The organism is Amycolatopsis sp. NPDC051061, assembly GCF_040682935.1.
Classification (GTDB): domain Bacteria; phylum Actinomycetota; class Actinomycetes; order Mycobacteriales; family Pseudonocardiaceae; genus Amycolatopsis.
The window spans coordinates 165649-182410 of sequence record NZ_JBFBBZ010000017.1 but is presented as its reverse complement, the minus strand read 5'-3'; the positions used below and the strand labels follow the sequence as shown (position 1 = coordinate 182410).

Below are 16762 nucleotides of genomic sequence, written 5' to 3'. Positions count from 1 at the left end.
CCTCTGCCAGTACGCGGCCACCTGCTCGTGGAAGCGCCGCGACGTCGGGTGAATCGGCCGATTCTGTCAAGGCCCTCGAGACCCATGCTAAACGCCGGGGCGGACCGCCTGCGGCACCACTTCGGCCTCGTCGAACGAGAACGGCCGCGTGTGCACCGGGACGCCGGTCTGCTGCGCCTCGACGACCTTGCCGTCGCCCAGGTACATCATCACGTGGTGGATCGTGTCCGGGTTCGACGGATCCGTGGCGAGGAACAGCAGGTCACCGGGCTGCGCCTCGCGCACCGGCAGCAGCGCGCCCGCGTGGTACTGGTCGCGTGAAACCCGGGGCAGGATGATCCCGGCCGACTCGTACGCGCGCAGCATCAAGCCCGAACAGTCGTACGAATTCGGGCCCGTGGCGCCCCACACATACGGCTTGCCCTGTTCGCCCAGCGCGAAGCTGATCGCCTTCCCGGCGGCCTGGCTCGGCGGCAGCAGCTGCCCGAGTCCGGTGCCGCAGGCGACGACGTCGACGACCTGGCCGACGTTCTCCACCAGCGTCGCCGCCATCGGCTCCCACTTGTGGTAGCGGTCCGGGAAGCCCGACCGCTCGACGGCCTGCGCGGCGTCGCCCGGGCGCTTGTTCTCCCAGTCCGGCACCGCCAGCAGCACGTCGTAGAACTTGTTGACCGCGTACGTCGGGTTGGTGACCTCGCCGATCGAGCCCCAGCCCATCGACGGGCGCATCTGGAAGATGCCCTGGGAGTCGCGGTCACCGTAAGTGAGGTTGTGCAGCCCGGACTCGGTCATCCCGGCCTGGATCGCGACCTGCCACGCGCGCGGCGCCAGCGATCGCTGCTTGCCGACCGTGACGATCAGCGCGACGATGCCCTTCTGCTCGTCGTCGAGCTTCGACGCGTCGACCGTGCCGCGCTCACCCTCGCCGGGCTGGGTCGGCCCGACCGAGGCGTCGCAGCTCATCAGCGACACGCCCCGGGCCTGCGCCTGCTGGTTGTCGACGACGACCTTGGCGGCGACGGCGGTGACGATGAGGGCACCGATCGCGACGAACACGATCAGCCCCAGCCACAGCCCCAGCCGCCGCACGGTCAGCTCGCCTGGTCGTAGTCGGCGACGCGCCAGCCCGCGTTGGTGTTCACGACCGTGATGGCCAGTTTCGGCCCGTCCGTCGGGATCGTCAGCTGCACCGAGCTGGTGTACGACGTCCCGACGACGGGCTCACCGGTGACCTTCGTCGCCGGGATGTTCGCCGGGTCGACCGACCCCATCACCGGCAGGTACTCCTCAGTGGTGAACGGTTTCAGCTTGGCCAGCCACTGCTCGGAGGTGATCCCGGCCGGGTGGTCGACCCAGGCCGCGGCCCATTGCTTGGCGACGCGGACGGCGTCCCCGTTCGGCGCCGCGGTCGTCGGGGTCGCCAGCGGCGCGGAGAGTCGCGTCGGCAGGTTCGACGTCGGAACGGACGCAGCGACACCCGGCGCGGTCGCCGTGACGGACGTGGTGGTCGTCCCGGTGGGGGGCGACGCCTTGGCCTGCGGCTTGCCGACCACCTTCGGCAGCACGATGCCGAGCGCGGTGACCAGGATCGCCAGGAACACCAGCGTCAACATCAGGTGGCGGGGCGAGCGCAGCGGCCAGCCCCACAGGCGGCGGTAGACCGCGGCGCGGCCGCGGTTGGTGCGGATCGGCATCGGTCACCGCCCCATGGCTTGGTCGGTGTCACGAGGTTCTTCGCGGACCTCGATGCCGCGCGACGGCCGGTACAGCACGAAAACCGGCTTGCCGGCGACGACCTCGGGGTCGACGCGGCGGGGTTGCGCCCGCACGCCCGGGGTCCGCGGCGCGTCCTGCGGGGTGTAGTCGCTGAAGCCGGACTCGGGGGCGCGCAGGTCGGACGGCACGACGACGGGCTCGGGCTCGTCGGTCCAGCGCCGGTCGGCCACCGGGGAGGTGTCGACGCGCCGGCTCTCTTCGCGCCGCAGCGTCGGACGTCCGCCGGCACCGACGACGACGTAGTCACCGGGGTCGCCGTTGGCCGGGTTGTACTGGCCGAACACCGGGGAGCCGGGACGTCCGCCCGCGGGCAGCGCGCCCGCCGGACCGCCGTTGATGGCCCCCGGCCAGGCGCCGGACCAGGCCGCGGCCGGGCGGCCCGAGCCGTTGTCGAGCCTCTGGGAGTTGGCGAAGATCGTGGCTTCCGGCCGGAACCGGCCGCCCCCGGCGGTCGCGCCGAGCGGGCCGCGCTGCTCGCCGTCGACGACGTCGTCGGTGTCGCGCACGTTCTGCCAGAACTCGTCCTGCGGCGTCGGGCCGCTGCGGTTGCGCCGGAACCGGGAGAAGATCCCGCCCCCGGGCGACGGCACGGCGGCGCCGACCATGCTGACCGACATCTCGACCATCTGCCACAGCCGCCGGACGGGCCGGCCGACCATGAACAGCAGCACGGTGATGAGCCCGGCGAGGACCATCTGCGTGAGCATGTTCAGCGAGTTGCCGGCGTCGAAGATGGCCTGCAGCAGCAGCGCGTGCACCCCGGCGAGCACCGAGAGCACGACCAGGTTGAACGCGACCCCGCCGGCGACCTTGAGCACGCGGCGCAGGATCTCCGGGTGCAGCAGGGCGACGAGCCCGATCAGCGGCGCAGTGAGCGCGAAGAGGCGGATGAGGACCTGGGCCAGGAGGACACTCGCCTTGGCCAGGAGCTGGAAGAGGGAGTAGACGAGGGCTTGGCCGAGGGAGAGGAAGCCGGCGCCCGTGCGGCCGCCGGCTTCGCCGGTGAAGTAGCCGGTGGCCGGGCCGAGCTTGGTGGAGATGTCCTTGAAGGCGTTCTTCTTGCCGTCGATGACGGACTGGTTGCCGTCGTCGCCGTTGCGCAGCTGCGCCCACGTGAACGCCTGCGCGTCCAGCAGCGGCCGGCCGAACTGCTCGGCCTGCGGTGCGGTCGGCGAGCCGAACTCCCCGCGCACCCAGTTCTTGTAGACGATCTCGTTGTGCAGGTTCGTCGGCAGCACGTGGCGGATGACGCGGTCGTCGGAGTCGTCGACGAACCCGGCTTGGATGTTCGTCGTGGTCTGGACGATCGCCTTGTCGATCGGGTCGAAGTACCGCAGCATCGCCAGCGACGACGCGGCCAGCCAGATGCCGGCCATCGCGTACAGCGCCCGTTTGCTGACCGCGGCGAGGTCGCCGCGCCAGATGTTGCGGAACATCATGATCGAGAGGATCAGCGCGACCAGCCCGAACAGCTGGGCGTAGATGTTGTTGTAGACCTTTTCCGCGCCGGACTTCACCGCGCTGTACAGCGGGTTGAGCAGCCCGCCTTCGAGCACCGTGTAGTGCAGCGAGTTCGTCGCGCCGACGATGTTCTTGCCCAGGTTGAACAGCTGGTTGCCGCCCCAGGTGTCCAAAGTGGACCCAGCCGGGGTGAGGCTCAGCGAGGAGCAGTTCGTCTCGAACGTGTTCCAGACGAACCCGGCGTAGCTGTAGTCGACGTACGCGCTGCCGGCTTCACCGTGGCCTTCGGCGGGGTCGATCGCCCCGACCATGCCCGCGCCGGGGCGTTCCGGGTTCGGCGCCTCACCACAGGCCGCCGCGCTCGCCGCCGGGGCGGTCGCGATCGCCTGCAGGCCGAGCACGAGCATGACGGCGAACATCGTCGCCTTGCGTGACGGCGTGCGCCGAGCGGATCGCGGGCCGTCCTTGATCCGCCGCTTGAGCGAGTGCCACCCGGCGGCCAACGTCAGCAGGACCGCCAGCGTCAGCACGGTGTTCATGCGGCGTCCCGGCCGGTGCCGCCCTTTCCACCCGTGCGGGCGTGCTGCTGCCCACCATCGCCGTTCGGCGAAACCCCGCCGTTCGGGGAAACCCCGCCCTCCACCTCGCCCGTCTCGGACGCCAGCGGGTCCGGGGCTCCGAGCAGGTTCTCGTCGGCCAAACCGACCTCCAGCTCAGCCGCCAGCTCGAAGTCCTGCTCCACCTCGATGTCGTCCTCGGGTGGGGACGCCACGAATGGCTTCTCCGGAGACGCGTTGGGCGGCAATGCCAGCTCGTTCCCCGGCCGCCGGGAAGGCGCCGCGTCCTTCGACCCCGGTGTCGTGTCCATGACCGCCCGCAGGTGGTCGAGGTGCGGCCCGGAGAAGTCGACGCGGATGCGCTCCACCCCGCCCGCGCCGTCGCCGAAGATGAACTGGCGGGGCTCGATGTCCCGCTCCAGGCCCCGCTGCTGCGCGCCCGGGCGGCGGCCCAGGGCCGCGACAACCTGCTCGTAACCGACCCCCACCGGGACCTTCAGCAGCCGCAACGCGTCCGCCTGGGCGTCGTCGTCGTCGAGGCGCCCGACGAACACCGAGTCCAGCAGCGTCACGAAACCCTGGATCTTCAGGAAGTCCGCCGGGATCTGGGACGACAGCAGCACGCGGACGTTCCACTTGCGCGAGTCACGCGCGAAGCGGTTCATCAGCACGCGGCCGGTCGGGACCTCGGACAGGAAGAACGCCTCGTCGATCCAGACGCCCTTGCGCATCTCCTTGGGCTTCTCGTACACCGACCGCTGGGTCAGCCACGCCGCGAGGTTCAGCATCTCGACGCCGAGGGATTCCGCGTCCGTCCAGTACTCGCGCGGGACGCCGTCCTTCGGCAGGGTCAGGCCCGCCATCGTCAAGACCGTGAGGCGGTCGTCGCGGGTCTCCGCGTACGGGTCCGCGTCCGTCTCCGGGATGAGCAGCGCCATCCGCTCGCGCATCTCGTCGAGGAAGTCCGCGACGACGCCCGCGTGCTCGTGGTGCTCGCTCGAATCCCGCCGCAGGGCATCGATTACCTGGCCGGGATCGGCGTCGAAGCGGCCGCCGACCGTGCGGACCGCGCGCAGCAGCACGATCCGGGTCTGCGCCATGCGCGAGACCTCGTACGGCAGGACACCGGTCAGGACGTCCAGCACGAGACGTCGTCGCGTCGCGCCCGCGAGGGCCTTCTCCCGGCGCCAGGAACGCTCGGGGTCGTCCTCGTCCATGAAGTGCTCGATCAGCGGCTCGGCGACCACCCGGTACGGGTTCAAGATGCCGGGCTGGGCGTTGAGGAGGTTGATCGGGCGCGCGTACGGCCGCAGCTCCGGCAGGTCGCACAGCCGCGACAGCGGGCCGGACGGGTCGAGGATCGTCCAGCTCGCCCCGGCACGCAGCGTCTTGTAGACGATGCCGCCGCCGAGGAACGACTTGCCGGCACCCAGGCCGGCGACCATCGCCGTCAGCCCCGAGCCGTCGCGGATCTCCTGGGCCATCCACGGGTCCCAGGCCACCGGGCGCCGGGTCGCCGTGCACGTCTCGCCGAGCAGGATGCCGCGGCGGTCGCCGACCTCCGCGGTCGCCGTCGGGACCGCCGAGGACGCCCAGACCACCGACCCGCGGCGCATGTACGCCGCCGAGGCCAGGGGCTCGCCCGGGATGAACTCCCGGGCCAGCGCGTACTGGGCCTCGGGGTGCTCGATGGCGATCTTCGGCTTGTAGAGGTCCAGCAGCTGCTGGGCCAGGCGCAGCGCGTCGCGCTCGGTCGGGCCGGACACCGCCAGCCGCCACCACGAGCGCACGCGGGTGGCGAGCGCGGTGAAGCCCGACGTCATCTCGTCGTCGATCTCCAGCACGCGCCCGGCCTGGCGCGACAGCGACTGCGGCGGCTCCAGCTCGTGTTCGTCGGTGTAGTGCTTGACCTGGGAGCGCACCTTGTTCATCTGGCGCTGCAGCTCGCTGGCGACCTCCTCGGGCCGCCGCACGTAGATCCGCGCGGACACCTCGACCGCCGCCGGCAGCCGGTCGGCGTGCTGGATCCACGGGTCGTCGACCTCGGGGATCTGCAGGCCGTGCATCTGCCCGACGGTGAGCACGGCCAGGTGGCGTGACACCCCGGCGTTGGAGCCGGTGCGGCCGCGGACGGTCACCGTCGGCGCGTACGGGTCGGCGTAGTAGTCGGCCGCGTCGGTGAAGCTGGCCAGGTCTTCGGGCTCCCAGGCCGCGCCGGGCACCGCGGGCATGTTCCGCGGCGCGGGCAGGCCCAGCGAGCACGAGCGGTGCATCAGCCAGGACATCTCCTCGGCGTGCACCGGACGGCCTTCCAGCCCGGCGCTGCCGATGACCTGGTCGAGGTGCTCGACCTCGGAGTCGAGCGCGCTCAGCTCGGCGTCGACGGCCTCGGGCAGGATCTTGCGCAGCACCGGCGCGGCCCGCTCGACCGCGCGGTCGACCATCCGCCGGGTCTGCACCTGGACGCCCAGGTAGACCTCTTTTTCGGCCATCGAGCGGCCCATGAGCTGCTGCTGCTCGCCGATCAGGTAGTCGTCGAAGGACAGGGCGCCCGGGACGTCGCCGGGGCGGCCGTGGGCGTTGTAGACGTGCGCCTCGGCCCACATCCGGATCGGGTACGGCCGGTTCGTCACGCGCAGGTGCAGCCAGCGGCCCTGCAGCTCGGCGTACTGGCCGGCGATGGCGGCGACAAGGTCGCGCCGCTGCGAGTCCGAGCGGAACGACCACCGCTGCGGCGCCAGCCGGTACCAGGCGTAGACCTCGACGCCGGTGCGCACCAGGTGCCCGTCGATGCTGCGCACCGCGATCGACGGGGTGTACGCGGGGATCGCCTGCTCGCCGGTCAGCCGACGGCCGTTGCCGCCGCCCGAGCCGTTCCGCGCCGCGCGGACCTGCTCGGGCGGCTGCCACGCGCCCGAGTGTGCGTCCCGACCCCGTTTTCCTCGGCTACCGCCGCGACCGAACAACGACTACCTCCCGGCCCGAGCCGTGTTGCCGCGGCTCCGGCGCGCTCGTGGTGCTCCCTGGATCGACACAGCGGCGCGGAGCGCCTCCGTTGAGGGTGGTGGCGGGGGCATGGATGGAGCAGCACCCGGCGGCCCGCCGTGGTGCTGGTACTGCCGTTTTCGGCGGTGCTTCGGCAGCGGGCGCTCGGCCCGTACCCGGACGCGGCTGGCGCTGACCGCGCCGCCGGTGCCCGTGGTCACCTCTCGGGGGGTGTTGAGCTCGCGCCCGGCCATCGAGACCACGGTGCCCAGCGGGCGCTCGTGGCTGATCTTGGCCGTGAGCAGCCGGGTGATCACGATCGTGGCGATGAACGCCCACGCCGTCGAGAAGAACCCGAAGCTCCACCCCGCCCAGCGTTCGACGCCGAGAACGACGAAGAACGCCGGGATGCCGATGAGCCACGCCACGTAGCGGGCTCTCCAGGGAAAAGTCGCTTTCGGCGGGCCGAGCCACACGGCGTCGACCCGGTAGACCTCGTCATCGGTCCTGATGCGCACGCGGGCCCGCCTCTCAGCCGGTGAACAGGCCGGCGATCCACTGGCCCACGTTCACGCCCGCGCCGCTGACCGCGAGACCGATGATGGCGAGCGCGATGACCACGCCGGCGAGCCGGCGCATGACACCGGCGTTGTCGCCCTTGCCGCCGCCCAGCCACAGAAGCAGGAGGGCAACGGCCAGCAGCACCAGGGGGATGACGTTGTCGAGCAGCCACTGGCGCACGTTTCCCGTGCCCAGTTCGCCGGCGGCCAGCGTGTCGAGGGTGGTCAAGGTCATCATCGCGTTACTCCCGGTGCGCGGTGGGGGCCGCGCGGTTCTGGCTCAGGCGGTGCTTCGAACAACATCATGGGGGCTACGAGGGGTAGTGGTCAAAGCGCGCTGCGTGTATGACGGCTGCCTTGTCAACCGCCGCGGCGCGCACGGCGCACGAAAACTCCACGCCACCATCATCGCGGCAAGGGCCCTCGGGTTAAAGCCCGGGCACCCATACTTCTCAGTGTGCTGACGAACTCACCCCATTGCCCGGGATTTGCTCACTGTGGGTACTTGAACCGTGGCCGTTGTGCGGCCTGAGACAGTGTGACATGACCCGAACGGAAGCGTCGCCCGAGTCCGCTCTGTGACCACCCTCCGGCCGGTCGGGACACATGTCGATCTTGACGGCCCGCGCTGTCCGTCACGGGGGGCTCAAAACTTCACACGAGTTTCACTACATAGCGTGATCTTGGCACTCAGGAGCGGCGCTGGGCGAAAACGCCCTTCGGGAACGCGCCGGCAGCAACCACGCGGCGGGTGAGGTCCCGGCCGAGCTCCTCCAGCCGGGCCAGCTTCTCCGGCCCGAGGTGGTCCCACGGGCCGCGCGCGGCGGCTTCGGTGGCCGCCTCGACGCGGTCACGCACCGCGACACCTTCGCCAGTGAGCGCCCCTTCGCCGTCGAGGAGCCCGCGGTCGCGCAGACCCTGCTCGGCGGCGGTCCACTGCTCGTCGCTCCAGCCGCGGGTCAGCTTGGCCGCGTCGACGGTGAACCCGGCGCCGGTGGCGACGTGGGTGACGAGGGCTTCGACGCCGCTCAGGCCGTTGAGGAGGAGGGCGGCGACGTGGCCGTCGCCGCGGTGCTCGCGCAGCAGCGTGATGGCGTGCCAGAGCGCGAGGTGCGGCGGCTCGGGCCAGTCCAGCCCGGCGTGCGCGGCGTAGAGGGGACGGCCGGCGGTGGTGCACCCGGCGGTGGCCTCGCGGGCGAGCTCGGCGGCCTCGACGACCTGGTCGCTCTTGAGCTCGTCTTCGCCGAGGAGCCGGGTCAGGGCGCCGTCGACGCCTTCGAGCCGGGCTCGGAGGACCTGCTCCGGCGTCGCGAGGGTCCAGGCGCGCGGGATCACGCGGGCGACGACCTCGGGGTTGAAGTTGTAGAAGGTGGCGGCGACGACCTCGGGCCCGACCGGTCCCATGGCGGCCGAGCGGCCGGCGAAGTAGGGCATCCGCCCCGGCCGCAGCCCGATGCCAGTGAGCGCCTGGTCCACTTCGGGTGCGAAGTACGCCAGAGCGTGCAAGGAATCGAAGGCCGACTTGAACCGCTTCTCGTCACCCGCCATAGCGGCACCCTACTACCGAGTAACCACTCGGCGGAACCGCTCGGGGCGTACCCGGAGGGTCGGCTCGCGTACCGGAAGAGTCGGGTCGCGTACCTGGAGGGTCGGCCGGTGAGCCGACTGTCCGGGTGCGTGACCCGACTGTCTGGGCACGCCAGCCGACCCTCCGGGTACGTGGCTGGAGGCGGACGAGCCGGCATGTAAGCCGGATCCTGTTCCCGGGTCGCCTCGCGGCTCGCCGGGCGGCGGCCATCCATCTCGGCCTGCCGTCGCCGGCAGGCTCCAGCGGCCTACCCGCAGGCTCGGACGGGCCGTCCTCGAACGCCTGCGCAGGAGCTCGCGCTCCCTCTTGGCCTTGCTCCGGGTGGGGTTTACCGAGCCGTCCCGGTCACCCGGGACGCTGGTGGTCTCTTACACCACCGTTTCACCCTTACCCCGGCCCTCGCGGGCCGTGGCGGTCTGTTTTCTGTGGCACTTTCCCGCGGGTCACCCCGGGTTGCCGTTAGCAACCACCCTGCCCTGTGGAGTCCGGACTTTCCTCGGGCCGGGTCTCCCCGGCCCGCGACCGCCCTGCCAGCTCGTCCGCGCAGCAGATGGTAGCTCAGTACCCGGCCGCCGCCCGGCTGTGGCCGTGTGCGGAGCCGGGTGTCGCGAATGAGTCATTGGAGACGCCGGAGGTCCCGAATGAGTCATTCGCGACGTTCGGCGGGGGGGTGGCGACGTCATGAACGACTCTTTCCTGCCGTCCAACGTCATGAACGACCCTTTCATGGCGGTTCAGTACCCGGCCGCCGCCCGGCTGTGGTGGCGGGGCCGCTCGGGTTCCGGCGGCCGCTGCGGCGGCACGATCGACGGCGCCGGGTGCCGGCGGGCCAGCTCGGCCGTCCAGTGCAGCACCGCGGCGGGGCTGTCGAGGCCGATGAGCCCGACGAGCCGGCCGCCCGAGACGAAGCCGGTGATCGGGCGGGTCCCGGGCACCGGTGACTCCAGCAGCACCGTGTCGGTCCCGAGCATGGGCCGGCCGGCGACCTGGATCCGGACGCCGTGCTGTTCGGACCAGTACCTCGGCACCGGTGTGTACGCCGGCGAACCCGCCGGTCCCGCCAGCAGGTTCTCGGCCGCCGCGCGGCTCATCTCGACGGCGTTGAGCCAGTGTTCGTCGCGCCGGGGCGTGGCGTCGTAGCGGAGGTTGGGCCAGCGGGCGACGTCGCCGGCGGCGACGATCGTGTCGTAACCGAGGACGTGGCAGGTGGGCCCGCAGACGACGCCGTCGTCGAGGGGCAGCTTCGCGCCGCGCAGCCAGGACACGGCCGGGACGCTGCCGACGGCGACCACGACGCACGCGACGTCGAGGGCCCGCCCGTCGGCGAACTCCAGGCCGACCGACGTGGTCCCCGGGCGCCACCGGCGGATGGTCGTCCCGAGCTCCAGCCGGACGCCGCGGGCGGTGTGCAGCGCCGTGAGCCAGTCGCCGATGTCGGGGCCGAGGACGTCGGCCAGCAGCGCGCGCGACCGGCCGAAGAGGACGACGTCGCGGTTCATCTCGCGCAGGCTCGAAGCGACTTCGCAGCCGATGAAGCCGTCGCCGATCACGGCGACCGGGCCGGAGCCGGTGGCCAGGGCGCGCTGCAGCGCCGTGGTGTCGGACAGGGTCCGGACGACGACGACCCGCGGGTGGCCGTGCGGTGCACCGGGCATCCGGCGGGGCTCGACGCCGGTGGCGATGATCAGGCCGTCGTAGCGGACCTCCTCGTCGCGGAGGTGGACGACCTGCCGGTGCGGCGACAACGCCGTGACCGGGCTGTCGAAGTACCACTCGGCGTCGACTTCGAGGGGATCGGCGAGCAGGGTCTGGGCCCGGCTGACCGCGCCGGTCAGCAGGCTCTTGGACAGCGCCGGGCGGTGGTAGGCGATGTCGGGCTCGGCGCCGAGGACGACGACTTCGCCGTCGAACCCGAGCTCGCGCAGCCGTTCGGCGGCGCGCAGGCCGGCGAGGCCGGCTCCGGCGATGACGATGCGTTCGCTCATCGGGTGGCTCCCAACAGGTGGATGGCTCGCGTGGGACAGGCGCGCGCGGCCGCGCGGACGTTCGGCGTTTCCGCCGCCTCGGGCTGTTTCTCGTACGCCAGCAGCCCGTCGTGGCCGAGCCGGAAGACCCCGGGGGCCTCGGACTGGCAGACGCCGTAGGAGTGGCAGCGGTCGCCGTCGACGTCGACCCGCAGCGCGGCGATCTCGGGTTCTTCGGGCGCGGGTTCGATCAGCCCGGCCCGGACGAGCGCGGAGGCGGGCAGCACCCGCAGGACGGACAGCACGGCGGGCGGCACCAGCAGCGTGATCCCGGCGAGCCAGACGACCGACAGGTGCCCGCTGGAGATCGCGCCGAGCCAGGCGTGCCCGGCGAGCAGCCCGATCGCGAGGTAGCCGAGCTGATGGAACCGGAGCCAGCGCCCTTCACGCGCGCCGCGGCGGAGGCCGGCCGTGATCGACACGGCGATGACGAGCTCGAGGCCCACGATGCCGAGCGCGTGCCGCGGTGTGCCGTCGTAGAACGGGAGCAGCAGGTCGGCGACGCCGAACGGGTCGTCCTCGAGGAAGAGGAACGTCAGCCCGTGCAGGGTGCCGGTGGCGAGGGTGAACGCGGCGAGCAGGACGTGACCGGTGCGCAGCGCGTCCTGCCCGCTGAACCGGCGGACCCAGCCGGCGGCGGACAGCACGCCCCAGCACAGCGTGAGGCACATGCAGAGGTAGGTGAGACGGCCGGACAGCGCGGCGGCCTCGGCGACCCCGGTGTCGTGCGGCGACACCGGGAACAGCGCGGCGGACGGGGACATGGGCGGGCTTACCTCCGGGTGCGCGGCTGGGTCCTGCCGGGGGTTCCGAGCAGGCGGAGCAGGCCGAACGTGGCGACGGCGGCGAACGCCACGAAGCCGGCTCCGAGTGCGACGTCCCCGCCGCCGAGGGTGTCGCCCTCGGTGGCGGAGACGAGCAGGGACGTGGTCTGGGCGAGCCCGGTGCTCTCGAGGAGCGTCAGGTGACCGAGCGAGGTGTCGACGGCGGTCTGGGCGAACGCGCGGACGTCGTCGTCGCGGGTGCCCGCCCGGACGTCGGAAGCGAGCCCGAAGAGGGAGCCGTACTCGGCGCGCAGGCGGTTGACGTAGGTCTGGTCGAACGCGTCGCCGGAATCCGCGGAGATCTCGGCGGCCCAGCCACGCTCCTGCTCGGTGGGCGCAGCGGGGAGCGTGAGGGCGAGCCGGTCGGCGACCGCGCGCAGGGCGACGTCGAGCCGGGCCTGGTCGTCGGCGATGCGGACGGCGACCGCGCGCACGCGCCGGTTGGTGGCGCGCTCGGCGGCGAGCCTGCTCGCCGGCGTCGCCCACAGCGTGTGCTGCTTGAGGCGCGCCAGCAGAGTGCGGTCGGTCTGCTGCAGCTCGCCGGCGGACGCGGGCAGGGCGCAGCCGAGCACGAGCGCGGTCGTGGCGGCGAACAAGGCCACGAATCGGAACGGCATCCCCGTTGTCCCTTCGCGAAGCAGGTCTTATCGGGAGTTACGGGGAGAAGGTGTCATCCGGTTCTCGCCGTCACCTTTTAGTGACTGTGACGTGCATCACAAGACACAATTTGAACCGAGCCGGTCGGGCCGCGCGGCTAATGGGCCACCAAAACTAATGCATATGGCCTATTAAGTGTTTTTGCGCTACGCTCCGATGGCCCCACGGTCCGCCAGTCAGGTGAGGTTGCGAGCTTTATGGAAGCACTGGGCACAGAAATTCGCGGCCACGTCGGCTACCCCTCGTCCGCGACCGCGGTCAAGGCGCACCCCGACGCGGCCGACGACCTCGTCCCGCTGCTGTACAAGGACTTCCGCGCCACCCTGTTTTCGCAGGTCCTGGCCCTGACCAACCACGACCGCCAGTGGACCGAAGACGTCGTGCAGGAGACCATGATCCGCGCGTGGCAGCACTCCGGCACGCTCGAACGCGAGCCCGGAATGCTGCGCGGCTGGCTGCTCACGGTGGCGCGCCGGATCGTCATCGACGGCTGGCGAAATCGTCGGGTTCGCCCGCAGGAGGTCGCTCTGGAGATCCCGGAAAACACCGAGTCCACCGACCGTGCGGACAGTTCGTTAGCCGCACTAACGATTAGCCGCGCATTGTCGGAACTGGATGTGAAATATCAATCCGTCATCGCCGAGACTTACCTCGCCGGAAACACCGTCCGGCAGGCGGCGACAATTCTGGGAATTCCCGAGGGAACCGTGAAATCGCGGTTGTACACGGCGATGCGGCAATTGCGGAAGGCACTCGGGGAAGTGGCCGTGGGATGAGGGGGAAGCACCGCGACGCCGCGGCCTACGAACTCGGCGTCCTCGACGATCCGGAAGAGTTCGAAACGCACCTGGACGGTTGTCCCCGGTGCCGCGACCTGCTCACCGGGCTGGGCCCGGTGACCGCGGCCCTCGAGGAGGCGGCCCGGCTCGGTTACCTGCCGGGCGGCGGTTCCCCTCGCGGTGGTCCGCCGGTCTCCGGTGGTTCCGCCGGTGCCGGCTCCCCGGCTCTCGGTGGTTCCGCCGATCACGGTTCGCCCGCCTCCGGGGGCCTGGCCGGTGCCGGGCTCCCGGTCTCCGGTGGCTCCGCCGGTGCCGGCTCGCCCGCCTTCGGTGGCTCGGCCGGTGCCGGTTCCCCGACTTCCGCCGGCGCCGCCGAGCACGGCTCCCCCACCCTCGGCCGTCCTCCCGTCTCCGGGAGCACCGCCGACGCCGGCGGCAGCTACCCGCCGCCGAGTGACGGTGCGGCCCGGCGCCGGAAGCCGTGCGTGTTCTCCGACCGGCGGGGGCCGGTCATCGGGGCGCTCCTGCTGGGCGTGGCCGTGACGGTCGTCTGCGCTGCCCGGCCCGCCTCCGCGAGGACCTGGTTCGCATCCGCTGCGTCCATCGTCTCCCCTGCTCAAGTTGTGGCCGGTACCGGCCATGACCTGCGGGATCTCCCGTGGTCAGCCGGTTTCCAGTAGTCTGCCCCAACCCAACATGAAAGTCCTTACGGTGGATACCGAAGTAAATCCCGAGCATCCCGTCAGCGGGGCTTCGGTACCGAAGCGCCCCGCCCCGCGGCTCCCCGGCCGCGAACCCGAGCTCAGCCGCCTGACCAGCCTGTTCCCCGTCACGCTGGGCGGCACGGCCGCGAGCGCGGTGCTGGTCGGCGAGTTCGGCATGGGCAAGAGCGCCACGCTGCACACCGCCGCGGCGCTGGCCGCGGACGCCGGCTTCACCGTCGCGATCGCCACCGGGTCGCGGCTCGAGAGCCACCTGTCCGGCGGGCTCGCCCGCCAGCTGGCCGACGCGCTGGACGATCCCGGTGCCCCGCGCCCGCCCGTCGCCGACCTGTGCGGGCCGGCCGGCGAGAGCGAAGCCCTCGACCTGTTCTTCCGCATCATCCGGGACGCGACCGAGCGGGGTCCGCTGTTCCTCGGCATCGACAACGTGCACCTCGCCGACGCCTGGTCGATGCGGTGCCTCGCCTACATCCGGCACCGCGTGCTCGACCTGCCGGTGTTGATCATACTCACCTCCCTGATCGGCCACCCGCCGCACAGCGAGGTGGCGCTGCTGGAGATGGCGGGCTGCACGCCGGCGACGATCACCCTCAACGGTCTCGGCGACGCGGGCGCGGCGGAGATCCTCGGCCTGGCGCCGGGCGAGCTCGCCACCGCCTGCCGCGAGGCGACCGGCGGCAACCCGTACCTGCTGCAGGCGCTGCGGCCGCGGCTGCTGCCCGGCGCGGACCCGCACGAGCTGGGCTCGTCGCTGATCGGGCAGGTGCTCCACACGCGGATGCAGGAGTTCCCGCACGCGCCGGCGATCCTGCACGCGGCCGCGATCCTCGGCGAAGACGCCGGCTTCGACCTGCTGGCCCAGCTCGCCGGCGTCGACGAGCTCGACGCGCTGCAGGCGATCGACACGATGGTCCGGCTGCACGTGCTGAGCAACAGCAACGCACCGGCGCTGACCTACCCGTTCGTCCGCAACTCCGTACTGCGGGACATGCCGAAGACGACGCGGGCGGTCAACCACGCGCGGGCGGCGAAGCTGCTGTCCGAGACCGGCGCGCCGGCCGAGCGCGTCGCCGCGCACCTGTTCGAAGCGACGTCGATCCGGATCCCGTGGGGCGTGGACGTGCTGCGGCTGAGCGCGCGCAACGCCGTGTTCTCCGGCCGTCCCGAGCTGGCCGCGCGGCACCTGCGGCGCGCGCTGGAGGAGCGGCTGACGTCGGGGCGCCGGGTGGCTGTGCTGCTGCAGCTGGCCCACGCGGAGTTCCAGGTCGACCCGCCCGCCGCGGCGCAGCGGGTGCGGGAGGCCGTCGACACCGTCGGCAACCGCGACACGGCCGCGTTCATCGCGTCGGCGATGCTGCTGTCGCTGTGCGGCGGCCAGGACGCGCGGCTCGCGATCAGCGCGGCCGGCCAGATCGCCGCGCGGCTCGACGCGGGCGGCCCGGACGCCGTGTGGCCGCTGCTGTGCATGACCTACCTCGCCGAGGCCGGCAGCCGGCTCGGCCCGCCGCCGGAGTTCCGCGACTTCGAGGAGCAGTGGACGCCGCTGACCGACCCGGCGGCGCAGCGCAGCCGGTCGGCGCTGCTGGCCCTGGACGCCGTCCGCAGCGGCGAGTCGGCGCAGGAGGCCGTCGGGCACTTCGCCGACGCTCTGTCCCACGCCGGAGACTCCGCCACCCCCCGGGAGCCGGCCGCCGACCACGGCGAGCTGTTCGAGCAGCACTACTTCTTCACGCTGGCCACCGCGGTGCTCGCGGACGAGCCGGCGCACGTCGACCGGCTGTGCCGCGTCCTCGACGTCGAGCGCGAGCCGTGGGACGTGCACGTGCCGCACGGCGCGCTGCCGACCCTGGCCCGCGGGATCGCGTTGCAGGCCAGCGGCGACCTGCAGCGGGCGAGCGTGCACTTCGAGTCGCTGTTGCGCCGCTTCGACGAGCGCGGCGGGACGACGACGTGCCCGGTCGGCGTGCTGTGCGCGGCGAAGCTCGTCGAATGCTGGGTGGACCTGGGCCGGTTCGAGGCGGCGACGTCGCTGCTGGACCGGATGGACTTCGTCGCGAGCCAGGGGCTGTTCACCCACACCTACCTCCTGTACGCGCGCGGCCGCCTGCGCGTCGCGACCGGGTACACGCGTTTCGGGTTCGAGGACCTGCTCAGCTGCGGGCGCCGGCTCGCGCACCACGGCATGCGGTTCCCGGGTTTCGTGCCGTGGCGCGCGCACGCGGCGCGGGCGGCGCTGGCGCTCGGCCAGGCCGACGACGCGGCCCGGCTGGCCGAAGAGGACATGAACGCCTCCGCGCGCTGGGGCGCGGACCGGCCGCTGGGCACGGCGCTGACGACGCTCGGGCTCGTCCGCGAGGACGACGAAGCCGAGCGGGCGCTGAACAAGGCGATCACAACGCTTCGCTCGTCTCCGGCGCGGCTCCAGCTGGCGACGGCGCTGACCGAGCTGGGCACGCTGCACGCGCGGCACGGACAGTCCGAGAAGGCGATCGAGACGCTGCGGCAGGCGGTGGAGCTGAGCGAGCACTGCGGCGCGCGTCCCCTGGCCCGGCGGGCGGCGGAGGAACTGCGTTCGGCGCGCCGGGCGCTGACGCCGGCCAAGGACAACGAGCACGGCTTGACGCGGCAGGAGAACCGGATCGCCGTCATGGCCGCGCAGGGGCTGACGAACCGGGAGATCGCGACGGCTCTGCACCTCACGCGGCGGACGGTGGAGCTGCACCTGTCCGGCGCGTACCGCAAGCTCGGCATCCCCGGCCGCGCGGAACTCGGTGGCGCACTGGCGAAGTCGCAACGCGGCGGCTGAGTTCCCACCGCGACGGCGCGCGC

The 16762-nt window shown here is 72.2% G+C and carries 13 protein-coding genes and 1 other RNA gene; 3 read left to right on the top strand and 11 right to left on the bottom strand.

The annotated features are described in order from the left end of the window. Window positions 1–87 precede the first annotated feature (87 nt). The 11 genes from AB0N03_RS24220 to AB0N03_RS24170 all read right to left on the bottom strand — a co-directional run bounded on the left by AB0N03_RS24220 (window position 88) and on the right by AB0N03_RS24170 (window position 12392). Window positions 88–1089: a C40 family peptidase gene (locus tag AB0N03_RS24220; protein WP_364375790.1), complete on the bottom strand. Its 1002-nt coding sequence runs from the start codon at window positions 1087–1089 to the stop codon at window positions 88–90. 2 nt (window positions 1090–1091) lie between these two features. Beyond that, window positions 1092–1694, bottom strand: a complete 603-nt coding sequence (locus AB0N03_RS24215) for a hypothetical protein (RefSeq protein WP_364375788.1) — start codon at window positions 1692–1694, stop codon at window positions 1092–1094. Window positions 1695–1697: 3 nt separating this feature from the next. Further along, window positions 1698–3776 carry a magnesium transporter gene (locus AB0N03_RS24210; protein ID WP_364375785.1) on the bottom strand — a complete coding sequence of 693 codons (2079 nt, stop codon included), beginning with the start codon at window positions 3774–3776 and terminating at the stop codon, window positions 1698–1700. After that, a complete protein-coding gene (locus AB0N03_RS24205; RefSeq protein WP_364375782.1) occupies window positions 3773–6760 on the bottom strand; it encodes an ATP-binding protein in 2988 nt (995 codons plus the stop codon). The genes AB0N03_RS24210 and AB0N03_RS24205 overlap by 4 nt, the downstream gene beginning before the upstream one ends. A gap of 3 nt (window positions 6761–6763) precedes the next feature. Then, a complete protein-coding gene (locus AB0N03_RS24200; protein ID WP_364375779.1) occupies window positions 6764–7297 on the bottom strand; it encodes a hypothetical protein in 534 nt (177 codons plus the stop codon). A 13-nt stretch (window positions 7298–7310) separates the two neighbouring features. Next, complete coding sequence (locus AB0N03_RS24195) at window positions 7311–7577, bottom strand: hypothetical protein (RefSeq protein WP_004562703.1); 267 nt, start codon at window positions 7575–7577, stop codon at window positions 7311–7313. Between the two features lie 452 nt (window positions 7578–8029). After that, on the bottom strand, window positions 8030–8887 hold the full coding sequence (locus tag AB0N03_RS24190; protein ID WP_364375776.1) for a hypothetical protein: 858 nt from the start codon (window positions 8885–8887) through the stop codon (window positions 8030–8032). 182 nt (window positions 8888–9069) lie between these two features. Beyond that, window positions 9070–9465, bottom strand: an RNA gene (gene rnpB, locus AB0N03_RS24185) — RNase P RNA component class A. Window positions 9466–9661: 196 nt separating this feature from the next. Continuing rightward, window positions 9662–10912, bottom strand: coding sequence for an FAD-dependent oxidoreductase (locus AB0N03_RS24180; protein ID WP_364375773.1), 1251 nt, complete (start codon window positions 10910–10912; stop codon window positions 9662–9664). Beyond that, window positions 10909–11715 (bottom strand): ferredoxin, encoded by an 807-nt coding sequence (locus AB0N03_RS24175; protein ID WP_364375770.1) that lies wholly within the window; start codon window positions 11713–11715, stop codon window positions 10909–10911. Before AB0N03_RS24175 ends, AB0N03_RS24180 begins: the two co-directional genes overlap by 4 nt. A gap of 8 nt (window positions 11716–11723) precedes the next feature. Beyond that, window positions 11724–12392, bottom strand: a complete 669-nt coding sequence (locus AB0N03_RS24170) for a DUF4142 domain-containing protein (protein WP_364375767.1) — start codon at window positions 12390–12392, stop codon at window positions 11724–11726. Window positions 12393–12629: 237 nt separating this feature from the next. On the opposite strand from AB0N03_RS24170, the gene AB0N03_RS24165 reads away from it, so the two are divergent. Genes AB0N03_RS24165 through AB0N03_RS24155 form a run of 3 tightly spaced genes read left to right on the top strand, consistent with a single transcriptional unit; the run spans window position 12630 to window position 16739 of the window. Further along, on the top strand, window positions 12630–13208 hold the full coding sequence (locus tag AB0N03_RS24165; RefSeq protein ID WP_364375764.1) for a sigma-70 family RNA polymerase sigma factor: 579 nt from the start codon (window positions 12630–12632) through the stop codon (window positions 13206–13208). After that, window positions 13205–13891, top strand: a complete 687-nt coding sequence (locus tag AB0N03_RS24160; protein WP_364375761.1) for a hypothetical protein — start codon at window positions 13205–13207, stop codon at window positions 13889–13891. Before AB0N03_RS24165 ends, AB0N03_RS24160 begins: the two co-directional genes overlap by 4 nt. 31 nt (window positions 13892–13922) lie before the next feature. Beyond that, window positions 13923–16739, top strand: coding sequence for an AAA family ATPase (locus AB0N03_RS24155; RefSeq protein WP_364375759.1), 2817 nt, complete (start codon window positions 13923–13925; stop codon window positions 16737–16739). Window positions 16740–16762 lie beyond the last annotated feature (23 nt).

What these genes read in the sequence shown, in the direction of transcription:
- AB0N03_RS24215 (WP_364375788.1), bottom strand. Translation starts at nt 1,694, where the DNA reads ATGCCGATCCGCACCAACCGCGGCCGCGCCGCGGTCTACCGCCGCCTG.
- AB0N03_RS24210 (WP_364375785.1), bottom strand. Translation starts at nt 3,776, where the DNA reads ATGAACACCGTGCTGACGCTGGCGGTCCTGCTGACGTTGGCCGCCGGG.
- AB0N03_RS24195 (WP_004562703.1), bottom strand. Translation starts at nt 7,577, where the DNA reads ATGATGACCTTGACCACCCTCGACACGCTGGCCGCCGGCGAACTGGGC.
- AB0N03_RS24190 (WP_364375776.1), bottom strand. Translation starts at nt 8,887, where the DNA reads ATGGCGGGTGACGAGAAGCGGTTCAAGTCGGCCTTCGATTCCTTGCAC.
- AB0N03_RS24180 (WP_364375773.1), bottom strand. Translation starts at nt 10,912, where the DNA reads ATGAGCGAACGCATCGTCATCGCCGGAGCCGGCCTCGCCGGCCTGCGC.
- AB0N03_RS24175 (WP_364375770.1), bottom strand. Translation starts at nt 11,715, where the DNA reads ATGTCCCCGTCCGCCGCGCTGTTCCCGGTGTCGCCGCACGACACCGGG.
- AB0N03_RS24170 (WP_364375767.1), bottom strand. Translation starts at nt 12,392, where the DNA reads ATGCCGTTCCGATTCGTGGCCTTGTTCGCCGCCACGACCGCGCTCGTG.
- AB0N03_RS24165 (WP_364375764.1), top strand. Translation starts at nt 12,630, where the DNA reads ATGGAAGCACTGGGCACAGAAATTCGCGGCCACGTCGGCTACCCCTCG.
- AB0N03_RS24160 (WP_364375761.1), top strand. Translation starts at nt 13,205, where the DNA reads ATGAGGGGGAAGCACCGCGACGCCGCGGCCTACGAACTCGGCGTCCTC.